The organism is Parasphingorhabdus sp., from assembly GCF_039977335.1.
Taxonomy (GTDB): Bacteria; Pseudomonadota; Alphaproteobacteria; order Sphingomonadales; family Sphingomonadaceae; genus Parasphingorhabdus.
The window spans coordinates 1,447,239-1,470,988 of the sequence record NZ_JBDWDI010000004.1 but is presented as its reverse complement, the minus strand read 5'-3'; the positions used below and the strand labels follow the sequence as shown (position 1 = coordinate 1,470,988).

The 23,750-nt window shown below is 54.0% G+C and carries 21 protein-coding genes; 10 read left to right on the top strand and 11 right to left on the bottom strand.

The genetic code is table 11. From position 1 onward, the window contains the following. Nucleotides 1-54: 54 nt before the first annotated feature. The 3 genes from ABJM21_RS14410 to ABJM21_RS14400 all read left to right on the top strand — a co-directional run bounded on the left by ABJM21_RS14410 (nt 55) and on the right by ABJM21_RS14400 (nt 3,828). Nucleotides 55-1,251: an acyl-CoA dehydrogenase family protein gene (locus tag ABJM21_RS14410; RefSeq protein ID WP_348300696.1), complete on the top strand. Its 1,197-nt coding sequence runs from the start codon at nt 55-57 to the stop codon at nt 1,249-1,251. Between the two features lie 34 nt (nt 1,252-1,285). Beyond that, nucleotides 1,286-2,425: an acyl-CoA dehydrogenase family protein gene (locus ABJM21_RS14405; RefSeq protein ID WP_348300695.1), complete on the top strand. Its 1,140-nt coding sequence runs from the start codon at nt 1,286-1,288 to the stop codon at nt 2,423-2,425. A gap of 98 nt (nt 2,426-2,523) precedes the next feature. Then, on the top strand, nt 2,524-3,828 hold the full coding sequence (locus ABJM21_RS14400) for an MFS transporter (RefSeq protein ID WP_348300694.1): 1,305 nt from the start codon (nt 2,524-2,526) through the stop codon (nt 3,826-3,828). On the opposite strand, the gene ABJM21_RS14395 is transcribed toward ABJM21_RS14400, so the two are convergent. Both ABJM21_RS14395 and ABJM21_RS14390 read right to left on the bottom strand, forming a co-directional pair. Continuing rightward, nucleotides 3,829-4,377: a hypothetical protein gene (locus tag ABJM21_RS14395; RefSeq protein ID WP_348300693.1), complete on the bottom strand. Its 549-nt coding sequence runs from the start codon at nt 4,375-4,377 to the stop codon at nt 3,829-3,831. Beyond that, nucleotides 4,377-5,132 carry an SDR family oxidoreductase gene (locus ABJM21_RS14390; RefSeq protein ID WP_348300692.1) on the bottom strand — a complete coding sequence of 252 codons (756 nt, stop codon included), beginning with the start codon at nt 5,130-5,132 and terminating at the stop codon, nt 4,377-4,379. The genes ABJM21_RS14395 and ABJM21_RS14390 overlap by 1 nt, the downstream gene beginning before the upstream one ends. Nucleotides 5,133-5,232: 100 nt before the next feature. On the opposite strand from ABJM21_RS14390, the gene ABJM21_RS14385 reads away from it, so the two are divergent. Continuing rightward, a complete protein-coding gene (locus ABJM21_RS14385) occupies nt 5,233-6,003 on the top strand; it encodes an SDR family NAD(P)-dependent oxidoreductase (RefSeq protein ID WP_348300691.1) in 771 nt (256 codons plus the stop codon). 8 nt (nt 6,004-6,011) lie between these two features. Here ABJM21_RS14385 and ABJM21_RS14380 read toward each other — a convergent pair whose 3' ends face one another. The 5 genes from ABJM21_RS14380 to ABJM21_RS14360 form a co-directional block, all read right to left on the bottom strand. Beyond that, a complete protein-coding gene (locus ABJM21_RS14380) occupies nt 6,012-6,974 on the bottom strand; it encodes an XdhC family protein (protein WP_348300690.1) in 963 nt (320 codons plus the stop codon). A 64-nt stretch (nt 6,975-7,038) separates the two neighbouring features. Continuing rightward, nucleotides 7,039-7,812 (bottom strand): SDR family oxidoreductase, encoded by a 774-nt coding sequence (locus ABJM21_RS14375; protein ID WP_348300689.1) that lies wholly within the window; start codon nt 7,810-7,812, stop codon nt 7,039-7,041. Between the two features lie 71 nt (nt 7,813-7,883). Next, nucleotides 7,884-9,749, bottom strand: a complete 1,866-nt coding sequence (locus ABJM21_RS14370) for a hydantoinase B/oxoprolinase family protein (RefSeq protein WP_348300688.1) — start codon at nt 9,747-9,749, stop codon at nt 7,884-7,886. A gap of 1 nt (nt 9,750) precedes the next feature. Further along, the gene (locus ABJM21_RS14365; RefSeq protein ID WP_348300687.1) at nt 9,751-11,808 is read right to left on the bottom strand and encodes a hydantoinase/oxoprolinase family protein; all 2,058 of its coding nucleotides are present in this window, start codon (nt 11,806-11,808) and stop codon (nt 9,751-9,753) included. A gap of 28 nt (nt 11,809-11,836) precedes the next feature. Beyond that, the gene (locus ABJM21_RS14360; protein ID WP_348300686.1) at nt 11,837-12,757 is read right to left on the bottom strand and encodes a hydroxymethylglutaryl-CoA lyase; all 921 of its coding nucleotides are present in this window, start codon (nt 12,755-12,757) and stop codon (nt 11,837-11,839) included. Between the two features lie 63 nt (nt 12,758-12,820). On the opposite strand from ABJM21_RS14360, the gene ABJM21_RS14355 reads away from it, so the two are divergent. After that, nucleotides 12,821-14,002 carry a CoA transferase gene (locus ABJM21_RS14355; RefSeq protein ID WP_348300685.1) on the top strand — a complete coding sequence of 394 codons (1,182 nt, stop codon included), beginning with the start codon at nt 12,821-12,823 and terminating at the stop codon, nt 14,000-14,002. 1 nt (nt 14,003) lies between these two features. Here ABJM21_RS14355 and ABJM21_RS14350 read toward each other — a convergent pair whose 3' ends face one another. Then, nucleotides 14,004-14,654 (bottom strand): GntR family transcriptional regulator, encoded by a 651-nt coding sequence (locus ABJM21_RS14350; protein WP_348300684.1) that lies wholly within the window; start codon nt 14,652-14,654, stop codon nt 14,004-14,006. 130 nt (nt 14,655-14,784) lie between these two features. Between ABJM21_RS14350 and ABJM21_RS14345 the strand changes: the two genes are divergently transcribed. Genes ABJM21_RS14345 through ABJM21_RS14325 form a run of 5 tightly spaced genes read left to right on the top strand, consistent with a single transcriptional unit; the run spans nt 14,785 to nt 19,606 of the window. Next, nucleotides 14,785-15,537, top strand: a complete 753-nt coding sequence (locus tag ABJM21_RS14345; protein ID WP_348300683.1) for an aspartate/glutamate racemase family protein — start codon at nt 14,785-14,787, stop codon at nt 15,535-15,537. Then, complete coding sequence (locus ABJM21_RS14340) at nt 15,537-15,968, top strand: nuclear transport factor 2 family protein (RefSeq protein ID WP_348300682.1); 432 nt, start codon at nt 15,537-15,539, stop codon at nt 15,966-15,968. Before ABJM21_RS14345 ends, ABJM21_RS14340 begins: the two co-directional genes overlap by 1 nt. Beyond that, nucleotides 15,968-16,366, top strand: a complete 399-nt coding sequence (locus tag ABJM21_RS14335; RefSeq protein WP_348300681.1) for a nuclear transport factor 2 family protein — start codon at nt 15,968-15,970, stop codon at nt 16,364-16,366. The genes ABJM21_RS14340 and ABJM21_RS14335 overlap by 1 nt, the downstream gene beginning before the upstream one ends. A gap of 60 nt (nt 16,367-16,426) precedes the next feature. Next, entirely contained in the window at nt 16,427-18,973 is a 2,547-nt protein-coding gene (locus ABJM21_RS14330) for a TonB-dependent receptor (protein ID WP_348300680.1), read from the top strand. Between the two features lie 3 nt (nt 18,974-18,976). Continuing rightward, nucleotides 18,977-19,606, top strand: a complete 630-nt coding sequence (locus ABJM21_RS14325) for an isochorismatase family protein (RefSeq protein WP_348300679.1) — start codon at nt 18,977-18,979, stop codon at nt 19,604-19,606. A 13-nt stretch (nt 19,607-19,619) separates the two neighbouring features. On the opposite strand, the gene ABJM21_RS14320 is transcribed toward ABJM21_RS14325, so the two are convergent. The 3 genes from ABJM21_RS14320 to ABJM21_RS14310 form a co-directional block, all read right to left on the bottom strand. Further along, the gene (locus ABJM21_RS14320; protein WP_348300678.1) at nt 19,620-20,981 is read right to left on the bottom strand and encodes an alkaline phosphatase PhoX; all 1,362 of its coding nucleotides are present in this window, start codon (nt 20,979-20,981) and stop codon (nt 19,620-19,622) included. Nucleotides 20,982-21,091: 110 nt separating this feature from the next. Next, entirely contained in the window at nt 21,092-22,024 is a 933-nt protein-coding gene (locus ABJM21_RS14315) for an NmrA family NAD(P)-binding protein (RefSeq protein ID WP_348300677.1), read from the bottom strand. Nucleotides 22,025-22,067: 43 nt separating this feature from the next. Next, the gene (locus ABJM21_RS14310) at nt 22,068-23,687 is read right to left on the bottom strand and encodes an FAD-dependent oxidoreductase (protein ID WP_348300676.1); all 1,620 of its coding nucleotides are present in this window, start codon (nt 23,685-23,687) and stop codon (nt 22,068-22,070) included. Nucleotides 23,688-23,750: the final 63 nt, after the last annotated feature.

Below are 23,750 nucleotides of genomic sequence, written 5' to 3'. Positions count from 1 at the left end.
TTTCTGCGGTTTTTGGCCTATGTTGGCGCCAAATTCACTAATGGAGAGTCGGTCATGAACCTGGAATTCACTGCAGAGGAAATGGCATTTCGCGACGAAGTGCGCAGTTTTATCGAGAATAATTATCCGCAGAATATCGAACGGGCCGCCGTTCAGGATGACATGAGTCCTGAAGATATGACGGCATGGCATAAAATTCTCGGCGAAAAAGGTTGGTCCGTTCCAGCATGGCCCGAGCAATATGGTGGAACCGGATGGACTCCGACACAGCGCTATATCTGGTCCGAAGAAAACGCGCGGGTCAATGCCGTGATGCCATTGCCATTCGGCGTCGCCATGGTTGGCCCGGTTATCTACACATTTGGCAATGAAGAACAGAAAGCTAAGCATCTGCCGGGCATTAAGAGCGGCAATACATGGTGGTGTCAGGGTTATTCAGAGCCGGGCGCTGGTTCAGACCTTGCATCGCTGAAAACAACTGCTGTCCGCGATGGCGACGACTATATTCTCAACGGTCAGAAAACCTGGACGACCCTAGCGCAGCATGCCGATTGGGGCTTCTTCCTGTGCCGGACCGATCCCGATGCACCTAAGCAACAGCAAGGCATCAGCTTTATTCTGGTAGATATGAAAACGCCCGGTATCGAAGTGCGCCCGATCAAGCTGATCGATGGCGGCTACGAAGTGAATGAAGTTTGGTTGACTGACGTTCGCGTGCCAGCCGAGAACCTGATTGGCGAAGAGAATAAGGGTTGGACCTACGCAAAATTCCTGCTCGCGCATGAACGCTCCGGCATTGCTGGTGTCGCCCGCTCCAAACGCGGTGTCGAGCAGCTGAAAGACATTGCCAAGCATGAGCTGCTGGACGGCGAACCATTGATTCAGGATATGGGTTTTGCAACCAAGATCAGCCAGTTGGAAATTGATCTTTCGGCATTGGAAATTACCGAGCTGCGGACTTTGGCTGGTGAGCAGGCGGGCAAAGGCCCGGGTCCTGAAAGTTCACTATTGAAAGTGAAGGGTACGGAAATTCAACAGCGCCTGACGGAACTGACGCTGGAAGCGGTTGGTCACTATGGCACGCCCGATTTCCGCAGCTTCCCGGCTGATGGCTCGAATGACTTCCCGATTGGGCCGGATTATGCGCACAGCGCAGCGCCGACCTATTTCAACATGCGCAAGACATCAATTTACGGTGGATCGAACGAGATCCAACGTAACATCATCACCAAAATGGTTCTCGGACTTTAGATCCAACCCGCAAACACAATAAGAAAGCGAAACTATGGATTTCAATTTTTCTGACGAACAAAATATGGTTCGTGACGGTATTTCACGGCTGGTTCGGGAACAATATGACTGGGATACGCGGCGCGGCATAATCGCGAGCGATGCTGGTTGGAGCCCCGAATTTTGGGCACAGTTGGCAGAGCTAGGCATGTTGGCAGCGCCTTTCTCCGAAGAAGATGGCGGTTTTGGCGGCGGTGCTGTTGAAACCATGTTGATCATGGAAGAATTTGGTAAAGGGCTGGTAGTCGAGCCATTTATCCCGAGCGTGGTTTGTGCGGGCGGTTTCCTGAAACATGCCGGGACAGCGGCGCAGAAGGAAGAATATCTCAGTGCCATCATTGCTGGTGAGAAGGTTTTTGCGTTTGCTTATGCAGAGCCGCAGGGGCGCTATGATCTGGCGAACCTGACGACCACAGCAAAGAAAGACGGTGAAGGCTTTTCATTAAACGGCCAAAAGGCGGTCGTGATCGGCGCGCCTTGGGCCACTCATTTTGTGGTGACAGCGCGGACCTCTGGCGGACAGTCGGATGCAGGTGGCGTGTCCGTGTTCATCGTCGCCAAAGATGCCGATGGCGTCAGCTTGCGTGACTACGCAACCGTCGATGGTCGCCGCGCTTCGGAAGTCTATTTTGAAAATGTTTCGGTTCCGGCCGATGCCTTGATTGGTGAACTGGACAATGGTCTGCCAATGATCGAGACGGTTGTTGATGAAGCCACGGCGGCGGTTTGCGCAGAAGCCACGGGCGCGATGCAGGTTACCCACGCAATGACCCTGGAATATGCCAAGCAGCGCAAGCAATTCGGTGTTCCGATCAGCACCTTCCAGGTGCTCCAGCACCGGATGGTCGATATGTTCATGGAATATGAGCAGTCAATCTCCATGTCTTATCTCGCAACGATCAAACTCGCTGAAGACGAAGCGACACGCAAACATGCGGTATCATCGGCCAAGGTTCGTGTCGGACAATCGGCACGCTTTGTCGGCCAGTCTGCGGTCCAGACCCATGGCGGCATGGGCGTAACCGATGAAACGGCTGTCGGCAGCTATTTCAAACGGCTGTCGATCATCGAAAGCGAATTTGGCAGTGTCGATCATCACATGCGGCGGCATATTAAACTGACCGCTGCGGCCTAAGACAAACGTCATAGCCCTATCATAAAAGGGGGTGCGGCCGGACTGGCTGCGCCCCCTTTTTCGCGTTATCGCTCTTCCTCCCAAGGGAGGGGATGAGGATGGTTCAGCAATCTGCCGCAGTACCCGGAAAAGTGACGGGTAACATGTACCGCTATTACATCCTGTTCGTGATGATGCTGACCTATATGTTCAACATCACCGATCGCATGGTCATGTCGATCCTGATCGAGGATATCAAAGCCGACTTCGTTCTCACTGACACACAAATCGGGCTATTGGCGGGCACGGCTTTTACGCTTTTCTATGTGCTGCTCGGGATACCGGCAGGCCGACTGGCCGACCGCACCAATCGTAAGAAGATGGTCGCCATTGCCGTTAGCTTATGGAGTTTGATGACCGCGCTTTGTGGTGTTGCGACCGGTTTCTGGACGCTGTTTCTGGCGCGCCTCGGCGTTGGGGTAGGGGAGGCAGGCGGTAATCCTCCGGCAATCTCTATCCTGACCAATTATTTTCAATCGCACGAACTTTCCAGAGCGATGGGGGTTTTCTCTGTCGGCGCAGTGCTGGGTCCGGTGATTGGATTTGTAGCAGGCGGTTTGCTAGCTGAAGCCTATGGTTGGCGGTGGACGTTCATCATTCTCGGACTACCGGGTGTATTGCTCGGGCTATTAATTTACTTTACGGTGCGCGAGCCCGATCGTGGCCAGTTTTCAAAAGCTGGTGAGGACAAAGCCAAAGCGACGACGCAGGAGCCTTTTGCAACAACCATGGCTTCGCTCTGGAAGAACCGGATCTTCATCCGAGTTGCATTGGCCAACGCGCTGGCGGTCACCGCTTCCTATGCCTTCGCCATCTGGTTGGCGCCGATCCTAATCCGCAATTTTGAAATCCCAGTGTCGCAGGTGGGTATTTATCTTGGGATCGTGTGGATTGCCGGCGGCGTTCCTGGGATGATTATTGGCGGCTATGTTACCGATCGGCTTGCTCTAAAAAACCCGAAGTGGCGTGCTTGGTATAGCGCCATTGCCGTGTTGTTGTCGCTGCCGCTTTTGTGCCTCTGCCTGCTCACCGATAATTTGGTGTTGGCTCTTGTGCTCTATGCGCTGGGCTATGGCGTACATTCGTCCACCCAAGGACCAGCGATTGCGATGATGCAATCATCCGTATCGCCAACTGAACGCGGTACAGCCTCATCCATCGCCAGCCTGTCGGCTACATTTCTGGGCTATTTCATTGGCCCTGCGGTGGCCGGGGCCATCAGCGATAAATTGGCACCGGACTATGGCACATTATCACTCAATTATGCCGTGATCGGTATCACGATATTGAGCCTGACCTTGGCGATATTGGCTTATCTCTATGCCTCTCGAGCGGTTCCGAACACACCGCTCAAAACCGTTTGATCAGCGTTCAACCATAATCCACCACCCCGCAAAAGGGCGCGGCTTGTTACCATGTTCCGGATAGCTGAGATGTCCGTTAATGCGATAGCCGCCATAATCATAGCGCAGTTCGGGAATGGGGCTGCCTGGCTCAAATAGAATGCGATAGGCGCGCGGCCGATGCTCGCTTTCACCCGACATGTCTTGATATTCCAACAGACCGCGATATTCCTTTCCATCAGACATTTGCAGCATAGCGGCACTAGCGCATCGTTCCGGCGGAAAATCCATCGCCTTGCTTAACGGTGTGTCATCGACAGCCAACACCATCCAGTGGGCAGTTTCATTCTTCTCTGCCTGTGTGCCCGTCATCGTCAAAATACGGAATATATCGCCAGAACGGGACAAGCCCATTTGCTCCTTTTCCGTCAGCGGCTTACGGTCTCCGCAATCGGTAGAGGCGCTATATTGATCATAACGATACCCCTCAGCATTGGCCGCGTGCACCGGCGCAGCGATGATAAACGCTGAAAGGACTGGCCCGGCCAACGGGCTCTTGCGGCGAGACATTATAACAATAATCCCCCGTCTGCGATAAGCGTCTGCCCAACCACATAGCTAGCGAGCGGAGAGGCCAGAAACAGCGACAATCCTGCCATATCTTCGGGATCACCAATCCGGCCGACCGGAATGTTCCGGGTTGTTGCTTCGCGCCGTTTGGGATTCTCGGTGGTCACAGCCGTCATCTTGGTGGCGATTAACCCCGGTGCTATTCCGTTTACGCGGATACCATCGGGCGCCCATGCTTTGCCCAATGTACGGGTCAATCCCATCGCCCCGGTTTTCGATGCATTATAGGCCGGATTACCAACAGTCGCATGGAAAGCGGCGGTAGAGCTGATGATAATCAGCGAACCCTTAGCCTCTTTCAACAGGTCGTGAAACTGCCCCGCAAAAGTCATCAGGCTGTTGAGATTGACTTGAATAACCTTGGCAAAATTTTCCGGTTCAAATTCTGCGCGCTTATAGAGCACCATGCCCTGCGAACAGATTAGAACGTCCAGCCTGTCGAACGTCTGGCGATAGGCCGCTATGGCCGCATCATCGGCGGCATCGACCTGTGCATAGTGCAGACCGTCCAGGTCAGAGCCTTCATCCTTGGAATAATCGTCGGCCCCCGCGCGTGTGCCCGTAACATGGACCGTTGCGCCGCATCCGCGAAAGGCCTGCGCGGTGGCATTGCCAATCCCGCTGGAGCCGCCAATGACGGAAACTATCTTGCCTTCATAATTCAGTGCCTGCTGATTTTGGGATGCGTCGATCATATCTATCCTCTTCTATTTGCCCCTATGCAAAGCGATATTGGCCGAGCGGATGGCGATGGTCTAGGGCCTATTGTGATAACGCATAATCCAGAGGACAGATATGGACATTCCATTTTCACTGGCGGGCCGGACCGCTTTGATTGCAGGGGCATCATCGGGTCTTGGGGCGCATTTTGCTGAACTATTCGCAGCCGCCGGAGCCAATGTGCTGCTGGGTGCGCGGCGCACGGATCGCACGGTGGAAGTGGCGGAACAAATAATTGCCGGGGGTGGCAATGCCTTGGCGGTGCCACTGGATGTCACCGATGAGGCATCGGTTATCGCCGCCTATGATGCAGCCGAAGCCGAATTTGGTGTGGTGGATTCGATCATTGCCAATGCCGGCGTGAGTGCCGCTGGACGTTCCACCGATGTGCCGTTGGACCGTTTGCAGACTCTTATCGGGACGAATTTTACCGGCGTCTATGTGGTCGCCAGAGAAGGGGCCAAACGGCTTATTGCCAATGACAGCCGTGCCAAGGAAAATGGCCGGATCACGATAATCGGATCGATCACGTCACGCCTGACAGGTGAGGGCGATAGCGCCTATGCCGCGAGCAAGGCGGGCGTCACCCATCTTGGCCGCAATCTCGCGCGTGAGTGGGTGCGGCAAGGGGTGAACGTGAACACCATCCATCCCGGCTATATCGCGACAGAGATTCAGGGCGACTGGTACCAAACCGAAGGTGGTAAGGCCCAGATTGCCAGTTTCCATCGGCGGCGGTTGCAGGACATGTCATCGCTCGATGCCATGATGCTGTACTTCTCGTCCGACGCATCCCAGTCGGTCACAGGCTCGGACATGGTTGTGGACGATGGCCAGTCTCTTTGAGGCAGTCCCTATAGCGCGATATTGCCGTGGGTTCGGCTAAACCGGCTGTGATAGGTTTCGATAATCTCGGTGAGGGTGGATAGCGCCAAGGTTGCCGGATCGCGCGTGGAGGGGATGATACCTATGGGTGCTTTCATACGTTTTATGTCGTCCTCGCTGACGCCAATATCACTGAGCAAGACCTTGCGGGTATCGTGGGTTTTGAAACTACCCATCGCGCCAACATAAAAGGCGGGGGATGCCAGTGCCTGTTTCATCAACTCCGCTTCCCAGTCATGATCGTGGAAATAAAAGACGCACGCTGTCCATGGATCGGCCCGATAGAGATTGGTCGCCGCCGGGGTTTTTAGCAGACTGGCTTTTACGCCTTGTTTATCGGCGCTTTGAACAATGTCTGCATCAGGTGTGAGGATTTTGCAGTCGAGCCCATAGGATGCTGTGAGATTAGCGAGATTCTCCACAACCGCACCGTGGCCCAAGATGATGATTTTGGCAGCGGGGATATGGTTGACATGAACCAATGAGCCGCTGCTGACAACGGCTTGATCCTGCTCAGCGGGCGCGCTGGTTAGTGCTCCTGTCTCGCGATCCATGCTGATGGTGAAAGGTTGTCTTTCAGTAACCGCTTGGAACAGGTCTGCTGCAACGCGCGCATCAGGCAAGGGCGTAAAAAGCAAATCTATGCCGCCGCCGCAAGGCAGACGAATGTCGAGATAGGGCGATCCCGCACCAAAGCGGACCTCGCGAGGGGCGTTCGCGCTGATGCAGTCCACCGCTTCGGCAACGACCGCTGTTTCAATGCAACCGCCGGAAAAGGACCCGACCGCGCTACCATCCGCAGCGACGGCCATATGCGCGCCGGGATTGCGTGTCGAAGCGCCAGTCACCGCCGTCAATGTCACCAGAGCGCAGCCCAGGCCTGCTTCAGACTTGTCTTTCAGAAACTCGAATATCGGAAATATATTGTTCAAGCGCGCCGCAATCTATTGTTTCATAGATGCTAGCCCAGTTTCGATGATGCCTGCAATCTTTCCTTTAGCGTCCTCCGGTCACAAACAGGCATTGACCGGTTACCCAGCTGGCCGCCGGTGAGGCCATATAGATGACGGCTGCGGCGATATCGTCTTCGGTGCCATAGCGCTGCAGGGGAATGCCAATATGTTTGAGCAGTTTTTCCCGGTCCTCCTCGGATTCTATCCCCATAGACTCATCGAAATTCTCGGTCGGGATCGGACCCGGCGCCACGGCATTGACCCTGATTTTTGGCGCGAGTTCGAGCGATAATGTGCTGGTCAGGCTGTTGACCGCCGCTTTCGATGCGCCATAGGGGCCGTTTTTAACCTGTCCGCCAAAGGACGCGCGGGACGAGGTGTTGATGATTGAGCCGCCATGCTCCTTCATATGTTTGGCCGCGACAACGGCGCCCATCCAGACGCTTTTGAGATTGAGGTCAATCTGGGCGTCCCAATTGGCTTCCGGTGTTTTGGTCAGATAGCGCGGCGTGCCGTCTGGCAATCCTCCCGCATTGCTGACCCAGATGGTGAGCTTTCCCAATTCCGAGACGGTTCGCTCTGCCAGATGTTCAAGCGCGGCCATATCGGTGACATCGGTGGCGACGGTTATCGCCTTGCGGCCAAGCGCACGGATCTCTTCCGCCACGGCTTCCAGATCACCGGCTGTGCGTGCAGCTAATGCCACGTCCGCGCCGGCTTCTGCCAGACCCAAGGCAATCGCGCGGCCAATACCTTTGCCAGCGCCGGTAACGACAGCAACGTCGCCTTCCAGTTTGAAATTGTCCAATATGCTCATGTGCAAAGCTCTCCCTTGCCGCCTTGATGATCGGCGGCAAGGGGGAAGTCCACTAACAGAAGCATTGGTTGTTAGGCAGCCGCATGCCCCGGTTGCACCGGCGCTGGCAGCCCGGTTTCTTCCAGACAATTGGCGCGCAGCGTATCGATATCAGGTCCAAAGTTAAACGGACTGTCGGTTTCCACGATCTGGCTCGCCATATCGGCCCGCAGACTGTCCGTCGCGCTTTGGTCGACCGATCCGTCATCCGTGATCACGACACCATATTCGCGCGCGCCATCTATGCTGACGAGACCTTGGCGGATTTCTAGCGCTACCAGCTCCGGGTCGCGTTGCAGCGGATTGCCCCATCCGCCGCCACCCCAAGTGATAAAGTGCAATTGATCGCCCTCTGCCACGGTGACTTCTTCCACCTTGTTGGCGACGATCGTGCTTGTGCCGTCCGCTTTTTCGAGGATTTTACGGGCCCGTTTGCCAGGCTCGCCGCCATTCACACCCCATGGCGGGACGAACCAGCGATCATCATGGATGGAAATCGTGCCAGCAGCGAGGAAGCGATAGGTGAGATAGATACCATTGCCCCCACGGTGCAATCCCGCCCCACCGCTATCCTGTGCTGTTTCATACCGTTCGATACGCAGCGGGAAATAGCGCTCCAGAAATTCATTCGGAACATTGGTAAAGCCAGGCCACAGCGAATGACCGTCTGGACCATCGCCCAGAGGACGCCCGGGTATCCCGCCAAAGCCAATCTGGAATAGCTGAAACCAATCTCCATTTTTATCATTACCGGAATAGAATAGATGCGGCGAGGAAGAGAAGCCTGCTGCGTTCAGGAATTCCGGTGTCTTCTGGCCGAGCAACCCACCCAGGATATCGAAAATGCGTCCCAGCGCATGCGTCCGACCAGAGAGCGCGGCCGGGAATTTAGGCTTGAGCAACGATCCTTCGGGAATTCGCACTTCGATCAAGTCATAAAAGCCGTCGTTGAACAGGATCTGCGGATCGAAAACCATGATCATGTAGATGCCAAAGAACATCTTGAACATATTTTCGTTCAAGAAGAAGTTGATGGACGCCGCACTTTGTGGGTCGGTTCCGTCAAAATCGAGAATAACCTTGTCGCCTACGCGCCGCATGGTGCATTTTATCTTGTAAGGTCCAGCGCCAATGCCGTCGTCGCAAATATAGTCTTCGAAGCTGACCGGCTCTTCACCGATTGCCTGACCGATGAGCGTTTTCATTGCCCGATGATTGCGCGCCAGCAATTCCTGTGTCGCGGAAACATAGACATCATCACCAAACCGCTCTGCCATTTCGATGACACGCCGCGCCGCCACGCGGCAGGAAGCAATAATCGCGTTAAGATCAGCCTGACACCAATCCGGTTTTCTGGTCTGATGCATGACAAGCTTCATCAGGTCTTCGTTGTACTCGCCTTTTTTCCAGATTTTTACCGGCGGGATGCGCACGCCCTCTTCAAAGATGGATTTGGCATCGATGGGCATCGAGCCAACCACTTTTCCGCCAATATCAGACTGGTGTCCAAACATGGCTGTGTAGGCGATGAGCCGGCCATCTTTGAATATGGGTAGCAATATCAACCAGTCATTATTGTGGCTGACAGCACCTTCACAGCTATAAGGATCGGACAGGAAGATCATGTCCCCATCTTCCAATGTGCCATCAAACTGCTCCAGAAAACCGCCGATGAAGCTGCCAAACTGGCCAACGATCATCTTGCCGGTATGATCTGCGATTAAGGGAAAGGCGTCGCCTTGTTCCCGGATGCCGGGAGACATGGCCGTCCGCACGAGCGTCGCGTCCATTTCGATTCGGGCGTTGCGCAGCGCGTTTTCAATAATGTCCAGCGTGACCGGATCGATATCGATTTTGGTGAATGGCGTGTCATTGGTTTGAATGATTGTTGCAGGCATTTTATTGTCCCTCCGCCAGATTGATGAGGATATTGCCGACCGCGTCTACTTCGCCGACGCAGCCTGTTTCGATAAGGGTGGTGGAATCCATTTCCACGACAATGGCCGGCCCGGTGATTTTGTCGCCCTGTTTCAGTTTGGCGCGATCATAAATCGCACCATCCTGTTCCGCACCATCCATCCATAATTTGTGATCCCGGATCTTGGCGTCGGATGGATCGCCATTGCCTCTGGGCAATTCCGCGGCTGGCAAGTTGAGCGATTGACCCATGGCGACAGCGCGTAGGTTCACAATTTCATGCGGTGTATCCATGTTAAAGGTGAATAACCGATGATGCTCCTCATCAAAGCGGGCCAATATGCCGTCTATGCCATCCTGCTCGAGGACCTCTGGCGTGATGGTCAATGGCACCTCAAAGGCTTGTCCGGCATAGCGGACATCGACTTCAAATTCGCTGGTAATATCTTCTTCAGCGACACCATCGGACAGCAACTCCGCGCGGGTTTGATCAGCCATTTCCTTGAGAACAGCGATCAGCTCCGATGCATCAGTAGTCGTTGCGAGGCGCGAGAAGGATCGTGCCGTTTCCGTGCGCATGCGCGTTGTTGCATCGCCCAAGGCGCAAAGCACACCGGGCGATACGGGCGATACGGCGGGCCAGCTACCCATCAGTTTTGCCACTGCGTTGACATGCAGCGGTCCTGCTCCGCCAAAGCCCATTAGGGCAAAGTGGCGCGGGTCATAGCCTTGCTGCACAGAGATCATCCGCAGCGCGCCGAACATATTCTCATTCACTATGTCGATGATGCCGCGCGCAGCAGCCATCAGGTCAATGCCCAGCGCGTCCGCGATTTTCTGGACCGACTTTTTCGCGCCTTCACGGTCCAATTGGAAAGAACCGCCGAGCAGGTTTTCGGGCAGATAGCCGAGTACAACATTGGCATCGGTGACAGTTGGTTCTTCACCGCCCTTGCCATAGGCCACTGGTCCCGGCACCGCGCCAGCCGATTGCGGACCGACACGCAGCGCGCCGGTTAGCTCTGGCACATAAGCAATCGAACCGCCACCTGCGCCAACGGTTTTCACGTCCAACGAAGAAGCGCGCACCGATAAATGACCGACCTCGGTCGTGCGGACCCTGCGCGGTTCCAAATTTTCAATCAGCGCGACATCGGTGGATGTACCGCCAACATCCAGCGTCAGGATGTTTTTCAATCCAGCGTTTTTCGCAACCCAGACGGCTCCGGTCACACCGCCGGCTGGACCGGACATCAATATATTGACCGGATGCTCCTCCGCTTTCTGCGAAGACATCAGGCCGCCGTCCGAGCGCAATAATGAGAAGCGCCCCGCCATACCGGCATCGGCCAGCTTGGCGCGCAGATTGGAGACATAGTGACCAACCACAGGCCGTACGGCTGCGTTAGCTACTGTCGTCAACGTTCGCTCATATTCCTGCATTTCGGGCAGGACCTCGTGACTCAAAGAATAGGGCACATCCGGCATTTCGGCCGCAACCATCTCGCCGATCCGGCTTTCATGTGCGCCGTTGGTGTAGGCGTTCATCAAAGACACCGTGACCGCTTCCACGCCTTGGTTTTTCAGATACGCGATAGCTGTCGTGACGCTGGCTTCATCGAGCGGACGCACTTCATTGCCATCGGCGTCCATGCGTTCTTTGACGGTCACCGTATCTTCCAGAGCCGCCAAAGGCTGTGGCTTGGGCCAAATGATCCAGGCGGCCAGACCGCCAGGTACAAAGCTCCGAGCAATCTGCATGATGTCTCGATAACCTTCGGTTGTGATTAGACCGACTTTTGCACCCTTGCCCTCCAGTACGGCGTTAGTCGCAACGGTTGTGCCGTGCAAAAAATACTCAATTTCGCTGGCCTTAACATCAGCATCTGCGCAAATTTCATTTACGCCAATTAATATACCTTCTGAGCTATCATGGGGCGTAGACGGTGTTTTGGTGCGCCAGAATTGTCCTGTTTCATCATTGAACAGCAGCAGATCAGTAAAGGTTCCCCCGACATCAACGCCTAGTCGATACCCCATATCATTCTCTCTCTTATTATTTATGCATTCAGGCTTCTGCCCTTGCGACAAGTGATGGCAAGGGGCGTTTCATTATGGTTTCAAACCATTGATTGGTGGCGATGGCTTTTGCCAGATTGACGCCATGATTGACCGCTGACCGATCAAGTAGATTGATCAGATCCTCTGTTGCGATATTGCCGGTGGCATTGGGTGCGAACGGACAACCGCCAAGACCGCCCAGACTGGCATCCAGAGTTGATACGCCAGACCGGACCGCGGCCCAGGCATTGGCAATACCGGTATTGCGCGTGTCATGAAAATGCGCGCGCATGGTGATGTGATCAGGCAATATCTCTTTGAGGGGGCCAAACAGATCCTCGACCTGCCCGGGCACACCGACCCCGATAGTATCAGCGAGCGCGATTTCGAGTGGCTCTTCTTCAGCCATTTCGGTCGCGATGTTCAAAACGGTTTCGGGCGGGACATGGCCTTCAAAGGGACAGCCAAAGGCGGCGGAGATAGTAACTTGTGCTTTCAGACCCTCGCCCTTGGCAAAACGGATCATCTCGCGATTTTCTCTTATGCCCTGTTCGATTGTTTGGCCCTGGTTCTTCTCTCCGAACGTGTCGCTAGCGACAATGACGCAGCCAGCTTCATCAATTCCACGCTTGCTACCTTCCTTGGTGGCTAGCGCGCGCAATATTCCGCGCTTGTTGAGGCAGAGGCCTATATAAGACACATCATCACGTTCAGGCAGGCCAGCGATAACAGCTTCGGCATCGGCCATTTGCGGGACGCGCTTCGGATGGACAAAGCTCGCAACTTCCATCCGGCGGATACCGGCGTCAATCATTCTGTTGATCAGTCCCAGCTTGTCGGCGGTCGATATAATATCGGCTTCGTTCTGTAACCCGTCACGCGGGCCGACTTCGACGATATCGACAGATATGGGGTTTTCATGAGCCATAGAAATTGTATACAATCCATATTGTGCTTTGTATAGCAAAAGCATCATGCAGGAGGTTTTTTAATGGCGCAAGGGGCACTGACCGGACTCCGATTGATCGAAATGGGGCAACTTATTGCTGGACCATTTTGCGGGCAGCTGATGGGGGACCATGGCGCGGAGGTCATCAAGATCGAGCCGCCAAAGGTCGGTGACGCAATGCGCAGCTGGGGACAGGGAATACCGCTCTGGTTCTCGGTTGTCGGGCGCAATAAGAAGTCGATCACGCTGAATTTGCGAGAAAAAGAAGGTCAGGAGATCGTTAAGAAGCTGGTCGAAAAAAGCGACTTTCTGCTGGAAAATTTCCGCCCTGGCACAATGGAGAAATGGGGTCTGGGCTATGATCAGCTGAGTGCGATCAATCAGGCACTGATTATGATTCGTGTCTCTGGCTATGGTCAGACCGGACCTTATGCGTCCCGCGCAGGCTATGGTTCGATTGGTGAAGCAATGGGCGGCATGCGCTATATTGCTGGCGAACCGGATCGGCCGCCTAGCCGTGCTGGCCTGTCGATCGGTGACTCGCTTGCTGCGACCTATGCTTGCCTTGGCGCGATGATGGCACTGCATCACCGGCATGTGACGGGCAAGGGACAGGTTGTCGACTCGGCTATTTACGAAGCGGTGCTCGCCAATATGGAATCCACCGTCGCGGAATATACGGTTGCTGGACATATTCGCGAACGGACCGGCTCGATTTTGCCGAAAATCGCTCCTTCAAATGTCTACGAAACGAAAGACGGCAGTGTTCTTATCGGTGGTAATCAGGATAGCGTTTGGAAACGCATGTCGGCGATGATGGCGCAGCCAGAGCTAGGCGACGATCCTCGCTATGCCACCCATGTCGCGCGCGGCGAGCATCAAACTGAGCTGGACGATCTCATCAATGTCTGGACGCGGACGTTGACCAGTCAGCAAGTGTTGGACTTGTGCGAAGAAAACGGTGTTCCTGCGGGCAATATTTACCGCGCGCCGGAAATGCTGGCTGATCCGCATTTCGAGGCACGAGAGGCTTTAGTGACTATGGATCACCCGCAGCATGAAAATTTTGTGATGCAAAGTGTTGCACCGAAATTGTCTGAAACACCGGGCAAGGTTGAAACAATCGGTCCCGAATTGGGTGCGCATAACGAAGCGATATATGGCGAATTGCTTGGTATGGACAGCGCCAAAACGGCTGATCTTCAGGATCGGGGAATTATCTAAATCACGAACGCTCCGGCGCGGCTGTAATACTGAACGAGTGAAAGGCTCGCCGGATATGGCTGGTCATCACGGATCTCGCCCAGTCGGCATCTTTGGCAGCAAAGGCAGCGATTAACTCGTCATGATCCACCGCCGACTGATCAAGCTGTGTCTTGGAATATTGATGGGCCGTCCGCCGCACCACGGGTTGCTCGACCAGTGCGGGCATCAACTTGCTGAGGCGAGGGGATCTCGCGCATTCCAGTATCAGGTCGTGAAAGCGCCGATTCGCTTCCAGAAACGACGTTATGTTCGGCGGGGACTGATTGATCGCCTGTTTCAGCTCATCGTTGATGCCGCGCAGGGCATTGAGCGCATCTCCGTCAATCCGCTGTGCGGCCCGCGCGGCTGCATGTGCTTCCAGCATAGCGCGCAGCGTGAACATTTCATCGACCTCTCCCTCTGACCAGTCGGCAACCGACAGGCGTTTGGAAGCGCTGCGCACAACCAGCATCTCGTTTTCCAGCCGTCTGACCGCATCGCGCACTGGTGTTCGGGATACTCCGGAAATTTCCGACAGCTTTTCCTCGGTCAATTGCATACCGGGCACCGCCTCCCCTTGCAGGATGAAGGAGCGTATTTTTTGATAAGCGGTTTCCGATGCGCGGCTCATATCGACAGCATTGGCTCCTATTTCCTTTCCAGGCAAGTTTGCAGGCAAGAATGACAGTGCAAACCAGTTTCCGCTTGACGGGCATGAATTGTATACAATAAAGATTGTGCGGAGGGAATTGTCAATCGCTATGCCAGACCCAAAACGTATTAAAGTCATTGTTCCCATCCCGATGGATGAAGCCGGCGTTGCTGCCCGCGCAGAACAATTGCCCGCTGATTTCGTTCGAGAGGGCTTTGCGCCCGAATTTGTGGCTGTGCCTTGGGGCGCTGCGCTGGGCGACAGTTATCATGATACCATGCTGATGGACTGGACCGTTTTTCAGGCAGGCATCAAGGCAGAAGAAGAAGGCTATGCCGGGGTGCTAATTGATACGGTGAGCGACAGCGGCATGCGTGCCCTTCGTTCGCGCCTTGATATTCCGGTTGTCGGCCCTGGTGAAGCCGCTTTTGCCGCCGCGATGATGCTGGGCAAGAAGTTCACGGTGCTAACGATGTGGCCTGAATGGTTCCCGCTCTATGAAAAAACCCTGAATGAATATGGTTGGTACGACCGCGTGGCTTCGCTGCGGTCAATCGATACACGCCCCGATGTGACGGAATTGCTGGCGGGTAAGGAAGAAGTGATTTTCGACAAGCTGAAAGCCGAAGCAACGGCAGCGATGGAAGAGGATGGCGCAGACGTGATTGTGCTGGGCTCTACGACGATGCACCAGTCGGCAAAATATCTCGATGACAATATGCCGATCCCCGTCCTGAACCCCGGGCAGGTCGCTTATAAGTTTCTCGAAACGCTAATCGAATTGGGGCTGACCCACAGCAAGAAAGCGTTTCCGGCACCCGAAGTGCCCAAAGATGATGATATCAGAAAAGGATGGTATTAATGGCAGACTGGACCCCCGGAATGGCAGGGCAGGTCCCGCTGCCTTATCCCTTTTACATCGACATCGTTACGAAGCGCTATTTTGACGGCGTCGATAATAAGAACATGACGCAAGTGCTGAATTGCTTCGCGCCGGATGCGATCTTGCATGAAGCTACCTCCAACACCATTCATGAAGGCCGTGACGCGATTAGAGCGATGTTCGAAAAGCTGTTCGCGGATTTTGAGTCCATCTGGCATGGCAATTTTGTTCATGTCGCAGATCCTGAAACCAATGCCGTATGCTCGCAGTTCACAGTGCTGATCACGCCCAATGGAGGCGATCAACTGCGCTATGAAAATTGTAACCGCTTCTATTGCAAGGACCGGCTGTTCCAGCATGTCTTCGTCTATATGAGCGGCGATAATCTGCTTAAAGAAGGAGATGCCTGATGCAATATGAACCCGGCTTATCCCGCGCAGAACTGATAGAATTTGCGACGATGACATATTTCGGAAACGTCGATGCGAAAAATATGGATGCCGCTTTGGCCTGTTTTCACGACGAAGCTCTATTCTGTGTCCAGACGAGCTTTACGCGCCATGCGGGTAAAGCAGAAATCAAGCGCATGTTCGAAGATTTTTTCGGCGCCTATGAAACGATTGTTCATCGCGATTTCAACTGCACCGTCGATGAGGCCAATGGCCGGATCGCGGCCAGCTTTGTTGCGGAACTCACAGATGCGGATGGCAATGTCACATTGCTGAACAATACGAATTTCTGGCGCATGCGCGACGGCAAATTTCAGGAAGTCTATGTCTATATGAGCGGGGAAAATGTCCTCGTGTGAAACAACTCGGTGAAGGATCAAAAGATCCGCGCCATATTCCATTCAGGGAAGGAAAATCTAATGCATCGTTTAAAAACAGCACTGTCACTTTCGGCTGGTTTTGCCGCTCTTGTCAGTTTCAATCCGGCCATCGCCCAATCGGCTGCCGATCAGTCAGCGGATGATGCGGATAACAGCAATGTCATCATTGTCACCGCGCGGCGGCAGGACGAACTGCTTGCTGAAGTTCCCGCTTCGGTCACGGTGTTCACGGCCGAGACATTGGCCCGCACAGGGATTGAGCAAGCGGACGAATTTGTTCAATTAACGGCGGGTGTGACGATCGTCAGCGGCACCGCAGAAGCTGGTGATACACAAATTAATATTCGCGGCATAAATGGCGCACGCGATGCGGAGAGCTCGGTCGCGTTGGTCGTCGATGGCATATTAAAAACTAACACTGCCCAGCTTAATCAGGATCAGGGCACACTCCGCCAAATCGAAATCCTGAAAGGCCCGCAAGGTGCGCTTTATGGCCGTAACGCGGCAGCTGGTGCGATTGTTATTCAGACCTTGAAACCCGGCGATGAGCTGGAAGGTGGTGTGAAATTAAGCGCAGCAGAAGATAACACTTACAAGGCTTCCGCTTATGTTTCCGCTCCCATAGGGGACAGCGCAGGTTTCGTATTGTCCGGATCTTATAATACCACGGACGGTTTTTACCGGAACAGCTTCCTCAATAATCGCAAAGTCGTTGATGATCAGGAAACATGGTCGATTGACGGGCGTTTCGTTGCTGAACTGGGCCCGGATACGGAAGTCGATGTAAAGGCTCGCTATGCCGACCTATCTGGCGCATCGATCAACTTCAACGCGGCATTCCATCTGCCGAATTTTGCTGGTGTGAACCCTGCCTTTTTCGAGGATGTGAACGACCACCCGTTCAATTATTATTCGAATATTCGTCCAACCAATGAGCAACAGACATTTGAAGCATCGGTCAAACTGACCCATGAATTTGATTTTGCCACGCTGACTGCTTGGGCGCTCTATGCTGATGTTGATCAAGCGCTGACGGCCGATGGTACGTCCGCTGATTTCGCTCGTTATACCTTTCCGGGAGCAACGCCAGCATCGGTTGATGCATCCAATAATTGTTTCGGTTCCACGGCCGCTCTGACCGGCTTTCCGGTCAATCAACCGGGTTTCGTTGGTAACAATCCGATACCATTTATTTTTGACCCCATTAATGGCTCCACTTTTGGACCTTATAGTCCAACAACTTGTGACGGAACGCAGTTTCAGATTCGTGAGCAAACCGATATCAGTGCCGAAGTCCGGCTGGCGTCCAATGGCGATGGTCCGCTCGGTTGGCAAATTGGGGGCTACTTCCTGAATATCGACCGCGATGTCGGGGTCAGCTTGGGCGCTGATCTGGGACAAGGTGTAACCCGGCAATTGTTCAACGATGCGAATAGCAGCAACCCGACTTCGCAGCTCTTTGCGGATAATTTCAACACCAATGTCTATGCTGTTTTTGGTTCGCTCGACTATGAAGTTGCTGATAATTTTGATGTCGGATTAGCCCTGCGCTATGACGTTGAAGATCGTGAAGTTTCTAGCCAAGTACCCGTGGCTATTGATCCGATTACCGGAGCTCCGATCAATCCGGGTCAAGCCTTTGGCGCCATCCCTGATCAGTCCGAAACCTTCAAGCAACTTCAGCCCAAATTATCGCTGCGTTATGGACTGTCCGATGATATCAATTTTTACGCGAACTGGGGCATAGGTTTCAAATCCGGCGGTTTCAACAATCAGGGTTCTGCCGCGATTGTTGACCAGAATTTCAATCAGTTTATTGGTACCAATGTCCTGATCAATGATATTTTCCGCAAGGAAACATCCAGTGCGTTCGAGGCTGGTTTCAAAGGGTCGCTGGCCAATGGCCGGATTACCTTTGATCTGGCAGGCTATTATACCGATGTCGATGACATGCAGTTCTTCGAGTTTTTCGTCGGCAGTTTCGGTCTTTTGCGGGTGGTTTCCAATATCGATGAAGTTGAGCTTTACGGTCTGGAATTCAACGCAAATGCCGAAATCGTGGAAGGTTGGAATATTTTCGGTTCAGTCAACATGACTGAGAGTGAAATCAAGGCCAATGCGTCGCGGCCCAATACGGTTGGTAATAAGTCGCCTTACACTGCCGATTATACGATAAATATTGGAACGCAAGTGGTGGCACCGATTGCCAGCAGTTTTGATCTGGTGATGCGGGCCGACTACCGGATTACCGGTCCGACATGGTTTCATTCGGTCCAGAATAATACCAGCCCAACCCTGTTCAGCGGTTTGCTGCCTCTACCCGCAGACGCAAACTCACCGAACAAACTTGTTTTACCGGCGTTTGTCGGCGATGCAGATTATTCGATTACCGAGCGCGAAGCCTTTGGTGTACTCGACCTGCGCTTCGGTCTGGAAGGGGATAACTGGAATGTCACCGCTTTTGCCGACAATCTGCTTAACCGGAAGTATCTCAACGAGGTTATTCCGGCGATCGAATTTGGCGGGTCCTTCCTGTCACCGGGTAACCTGCGCCGCTTTGGTGTCGAGGTCGGATATAAATTCTGACCGATGACAGAAGGTCCGGCGGATAATTACGGGGGGGTCTTCGACGGATCGATGGGATTTGGTGCAAAGCCTGCACTCATTCTCATCGATTTCGTCGAAGCCTATTTTGATCCGTCCTGTGCACTTTATGCCGGGGTTGAGGATGCGTTAGAAAACGCACTGAAATTGCGGGAGGCGGCTCGCGAGGCGGGCCTGCTGATTATCTATACCAATGTCAGCTACACCCAGTCGATGATCGATGGCGGACGCTTTGCTCAGAAAGTACCGCCGCTTGAGAATTTTGTAGCTGGTCATCCGATGGGTGCGTGGCCCGAGGGTTTGGAACCAGCAGACGATGAATTGGTCATCACCAAACATTATCCCAGCGCTTTTTTCGGTACCTCTCTGGCATCCACACTAACGGCCAACGGCAATGACAGCCTGATCATCACTGGTCTGTCGACTAGCGGCTGTGTGCGAGCCAGCTGTGTCGATTGCTGTTCGCATGGCTTCATCCCGATCATTGCCGAAGATGCTGTCGGGGATCGGCATGAGGCACCGCATAAAGCCAATTTATTCGATATGCAGGCCAAATATGCCGACGTAATGCCAACCGCTGCAATATTGGACTATCTCGGCGACCTTCGTCTCTAGAAACAGAAGGCGGCTAGATTGATTTGTGCCAAGGTCCTGAAATAGCCAGAGTCTTGGTCGGGCTGTAAAGGTTCACGAACATCGTTTGACCATCGGGGGAGAAACAGGCTCCAGCCGGTTCTGTCTGAACTCTGATCCGCCCTAGAGCATAAGATTCCCCTTGCGGTGTAACGCCGCGCAAATGGTTATCCACCGTCGCGCTATATTGATCTTCGCAGACAATCAGATGCCCGTTCGGGGCCACGGTCAGATTGTCGCCATAGCTATATTGCCGGCGGTCAGTGGATTCCATGAACAGCTGCAGTAATCCCGGTGCTCTGGATTCGTCATCCCGTCCCTCAAAGCGTGATGGCCGGTAGCGCATAATCTGACCCTCTTTGGCCGCGCCGCCAGACGTACAGCAGAAATATAATTCACCATCGCCGTGAATAATACCTTCGCCGCGCGCAAATTTGACGGCACCGTCGCTGGCACCGCGCGTCCGCAAGTCGTCTTCGGGACTTTCGACATTGCTGACATCGATCCAGCGGACAAACTTCCACGCACCGGGCTGAAAATTCTGACCCGACCAATTGCGGCTGTCATTGTTCAGCGTCTCGCTGGCAAAGGCGAGGGCCTGTAACTGCCCGCCTTTGGCGAGCTCACCGGCTTCATTGGGAATAAAGCGATAGAACAGGCTGTCGTCCCGATCTTCTGTCAAATAGACAATCCCGGTTGCCGGATCGACCGCTGCGGCCTCATGATTGAAACGGCCCATGGCTTTCAGTGGCACCGGATCAATAAGGCCTTCGTGCGCTGCCGGTACTTCAAAAATCCAGCCATGATCGCGCTTCACATTGTCGCCAGCGCGGGTCATATCTTCTTCACAGCTTAGCCAACTGCCCCACGGGGTCACACCGCCACCACAATTTCTGATGGTTCCAACCAGGCTCAAATGTTCTCGTTCTACCGCTAGAGTTTGCCCATCAAGCAGCAAGGTCGTGGTGCCGCCAACTAACGGTTTGCCGTTTGCACTATGGTCAAAGGTCTCCAGCGTTGATGGGATATCGCCAAATGGGCCATCGCTGAAATTATTGACCTTCAGTTCATGGTTGCGCACCAATGCGATCTTGCCGTCCGGCATGGCAAAGCAGCCCATACCATCGGCACGGTCCGGAACGCGGTTGCCATCGGACATGGCACCGCGAAATTCTGAAATGACGCGATAGGAAAAGCCTTTGGGAAGATCGATCAACCCGTTTGGATCAACCTGTAATGCGCCATAGCCTCTATGGGACATGGTCGCACCGTTACGCGCCAGGCTGCTATGCTGGGCGAGACCAGAAAACGCCAGAGCAGTGAGACCTCCGGTAAAATTACGTCGATTTAACTGCATGTTGGCTACCCTGTAAGGTCACATTGTCTGTCGAATATCGTGCTTACTTAGCCGTTCAACATGACAGATTTTTGAACGTGACCAATAGAATTGGGCCATTATGCTCTTTATTACATGCCCGCCATTCTGATCGCCAGCGCCGGGTCGGTGGGATCGGTCCAGTCTTGGCGCGCCGCCCATTCGGCCAGCGGTGTTGGCCGCGTCTTGAAATATTTTGCCATTTCGGCTGTGTCAGCGATCAACGGTGATACGGGTTGCTCGTTATAAAAGCTGTAGAAGCTCGCCATGCCGCTATAAATCGACTGGGGTTCGACTGTTGCCGACCCTGTGACGAGCAGGCTCATTGCCGAAGCAAATGCGTCGGGTGTCAGGCTTTTGAATGCAATCGGTTTGCCGATCACTTTACTGAGAATGGTTGCGACCTCATCACCAACCAACGCCTGTGGTCCGCCAACTGCATAACGCCCGCTCGGCAAATCATCATTTTGCAGGGCTTCAACCATGAAGGTTGCGACATCGTCGAGACATATCCAGGATATTTTCAAATCCGGTTTTGCCGGATAGGCAAATATCGAACTGTTGACGATCGATGGTTTGTTCCAGCTGCGGATCATATTGTCCATGAACACTTTGGTTTCGAAAATCGCATAGGTCACGCCGCTGTCCATAATCACCTGTTCAATCGCCCGGCGGCCATCGTGGGCCGGATTGCCGTTGTCTTTGTCGGCGACGTAGCAACTGGTGTTGAAAACGATTTTCCTGACGCTGCTGGCTTTGGCCGCTACTGCTATATTACGGCCTAGCTGGGTTGCTTTTTCCAGATCAAAAACAAAGGGCAGGTGCATCGCGATGGCATCCATACCTTGTGCGGCGGCGACCATCGACTGTTCATCATATAGATCAGCGGATATGGTTTCGACATCGGAAAAGGGCGTGTTGGCCAGTGCGGCCGGGTTGCGCAACGCCGCTACCGGATGCATGCCAGCGCCTAGCAATCGTTCTAGCAAAGGGTGGCCTTGGTCGCCGGTGGCGCCGATGGTCAATATTTTGATGGTTCTATCCTTTTCTTAAATGTCGTTGGTTGTTTTAACTGTTGATCCGACGCGCTGCTGCGCGCCCGGCAATATATCCAAAGGTCAAGGCCGGACCGAGTGTTCCGCCAGCGCCTGCATATACGCCGCCGGTCGGACAACTGATGACATTGCCAGCGGCGAACAGGCCTGAAATCGGTTCGCCGTCGAGATCGAGTACCTGCGCCGATCCATCCGTTTTTGCGCCGCCATTGGTGCCGAGTGTGCCCATCTTAATTTCCACAGCGTAAAAAGGCCCGTTTGTAATCGGACCCAATGTGGCAGCTGCGCCATCGCGTGAGCGATCGCCATAAAAGCGATCATAGGCATTTTCACCACGGGCAAAATCAGGATCGTGGCCTTTGATCGCATGGGCATTGAAACGGGCAACGGTTTCTTCGAGCTGCGCTCCGTCGATATCGATAGCAGCGCCAAGGCTTTCCAAATCATCCGCTCTTGTGATCCAATCCGGTATCGGTTGGCCGGGCATGACCGAGGCCAACGGGTAGCGGGAGATATATTGTGAATCGAAAATCAGATAGGCAGGCAGATTGGGATAGGAATAGGTCGCTGGATCAAATTGGTGGAAAGCGCCTGCGAGGGCTGAATAATTATTCGCCTCATTGCAAAAGCGTTGGCCGGTGCTGTTGACCATGATCGTGTGTGGCAAGGTCCGCTCGATTAATACGGGCATAGAGCGCTGCTCGCCGCCTTCCCACTTTACATCCGGTATGGATAGAGTCGGAACCCACCAAGCGCTGGTCATATTACCTAGACTTGCACCAGCCGCCATCGCCATTTTCAGGCCATCACCCTGATTGCCCGGAGGTGAAGCGGGTGCATCCAGCGGTCCGCGCAAGAAGGTCTGTTTGAGTTCTTCATTCCATTCAAAACCGCCAGTGGCGAGGATCACGCCTTGCGAGGCTTCGATAGCCAAATCGGTGTCATCACGGTGCACGGTCGCACCCGTTACCCGGCCCTCTTCAACGATCAAGCGATAGCCGCTTACATCCAATAAGGGCTCAATCCCTCGGTCGAGGCAGGCCTTTAACAAGCGTCCTATTAACGCCTGTCCCCAGCCGCGCAAATCTTCGCTTTCGCGGCGAGCCATTTCCACTGGATCGACTTGTCCGGTACCGCCGCCGAGCGGTGTTTCGCGCAGCATCATGCGGGGTGCGGGACCGTGATGAAAAATTTTATCCGCCCAGTCGCCTAGCGTTGTAAAATCGAAAAGATCATTGTCGAGTGCACGCCCACCATCCGGCTTGGCTCCGGGGCGGTCGAGATAATAATCAGGATAACCTTCGAGCAGGCTCAGGCGGGCAGCATCGAGATCTTCGAGAAAGGCGAGCGCGCGTGGGCCTTCTTCGACAAAGGCGGTCAAACTGGTGTCATCAATATCGCCCTGATCGAGCGAACGGAAATAAGCGAGGGCATCTTCGCGGCTATCTTCGATACCATGAACCTGCATCTGGCGGTTGCCCGGTATCCAGACAATGCCGCCGGATATCGATGCAGTGCCGCCCAGCTTTGGTTGTTTTTCAATGACGGTTACGCTCGAACCAGCCTCATGCGCGGCCAACGCGGCACTCAAACCCGCTGCACCGGCTCCGACGATAAGAATATCCGTTTTCATGACATTGGCTCTCCCTAATCATCGTTCTAGATAAGGGAGTTTCTTTCAGCGCGGCCACTGTTA